Here is a 1,775-nt window from a genome sequence, read left to right on the forward strand (position 1 = left end):
AAAAAAGAGGCTGGGACAAAACCCCCTCTAAAACTTAAAAAGCCTGTGAAATTTTACGTTGAGTAAAATTTCACAGGCTTTGTTTTTTTTCATAACAAAAAGGACATCTTTTGATAAAATTTAAGTACCCCTACCAAATTTAAATCAGAAAGAAGTGTCCTTATGTTTAAAAATTATAACATGAATCAAATGATTTTACCTTTAGATTTAGAAGTAAAATTACAAGAAAATGATATTGCTTTTTCCATTCACCATTTAGTAGAAAGTATTCCTGATGGAGCCTTTGACTCTTTCTTACGCCATACAGGTTGTCCTGCCCATCATCCACGCATGATGCTTAAAATTATTTTATGTGGTTATACACAATCTGCTTTCTCGGGTAGAAAAATTGAGGGTCTGGTGAAGGATAGCATCCGTATGATGTGGCTAGCACAAGGCTATGAACCAAGTTACCGTACAATCAATCGTCACCGTGTACATCCAGAAATGAAAGAATTGATTCGTCAATGCTTTGTTCAATTTCGCTGCCAGCTTGTGCAAGAAAAGCTAATAAATCAAGAGTCGATTTTTATTGATGGTACAAAAATCGAAGCGAACGCTAATAAATTCACCTTTGTATGGAAGAAATCCGTTGAAAAATATAATAAGAATCTAGTGGAGAAGTCGAATCAGCTTTACAATGAGCTGCTTGAAAAACAAATCATCCCTGAAATAACACGAGAAAACGACGAACAACTTTCAATTGAGGAGCTTTCACAAATCACTGAAAAGCTAGAGGAAGTCATTGAAGAATATACCGAAAAAATCGAGATTTCTAGTGATGTCAACGAACGCAAAAAGTTACGCAGCGAACGAAAAACACCTAAACAAATCTTGAAACAGGGTTATGATTGGATTGAACGAAAGCAGAAATATCAAAAAGACTTCGAGATATTTGGTACTCGGAATAGTTATTCAAAAACAGACCATGATGCGACATTTATGCGAATGAAAGATGACTATATGCAAAACGGCCAATTAAAGCCTGGTTATAATCTTCAAATAGCATCTGAAGGACAATATACACTTGCTTACGGTATTTTTTCTAATCCAACGGATACAAAAACACTGACACCATTTCTTGATCAAATTGAAGAGCAGTATTTCTCATTACCTGAACATATCGTCGCAGATGCAGGATACGGCAGCGAACAAAATTACGATGATATTTTAACAAAGCGCAAACGTACACCGCTGATTACATATGGTCACTACTTAAATGAACAAAAGAAGAAATCTAAAAAGGATCCTTTCAAAACGAGTAATTGGTTGTATGATGCAGAAAGCGATGCCTATACATGTCCGAACGGAAAACAAGTGAGGTTTCAATATCATTCGAATCGAACAGATAAATCAGGTTTCCAGCGCACATTTAAAATTTATGAATGTGAAGACTGTACGGATTGTCCACTTCGAGTAAGTTGTACAAAGGCGCAAGAAGGAAAAAACCGAAAGCTAATGGTAAATGAGAAGTGGGAACAACAAAAAGAATATATTAGAAAGAAGCTTTCAGAAGATAAAACTGGTGCTATTTATCGTCAACGTAAAATTGACGTGGAACCAATTTTTGGATTTCTGAAGGCTAATCTAGGTTTCACTCGATTTTCTGTACGTGGTAAATCGAAAGTTGAAAACGACATAGGCCTAGCATTGATGGCCGTAAACTTAAGAAAATATGCAGCAAGATCGTAAGATCTTGTCTGAATAGATGAGAAAAAAAGGAAAAAAGTGAAATC

1 pseudogene is annotated in these 1,775 nt (G+C 35.5%); it reads left to right on the forward strand.

The features are described 5' to 3' along the window. Positions 1–162: 162 nt before the first annotated feature. A pseudogene (locus tag V7266_RS28130) lies at positions 163–1,722 on the forward strand (IS1182 family transposase); the annotation flags it as partial. Positions 1,723–1,775 lie beyond the last annotated feature (53 nt).

Origin of the sequence: Neobacillus drentensis (assembly GCF_036965645.1) — a bacterium.
In the GTDB taxonomy this organism is placed as follows: domain Bacteria; phylum Bacillota; class Bacilli; order Bacillales; family Cytobacillaceae; genus Neobacillus; species Neobacillus drentensis_D.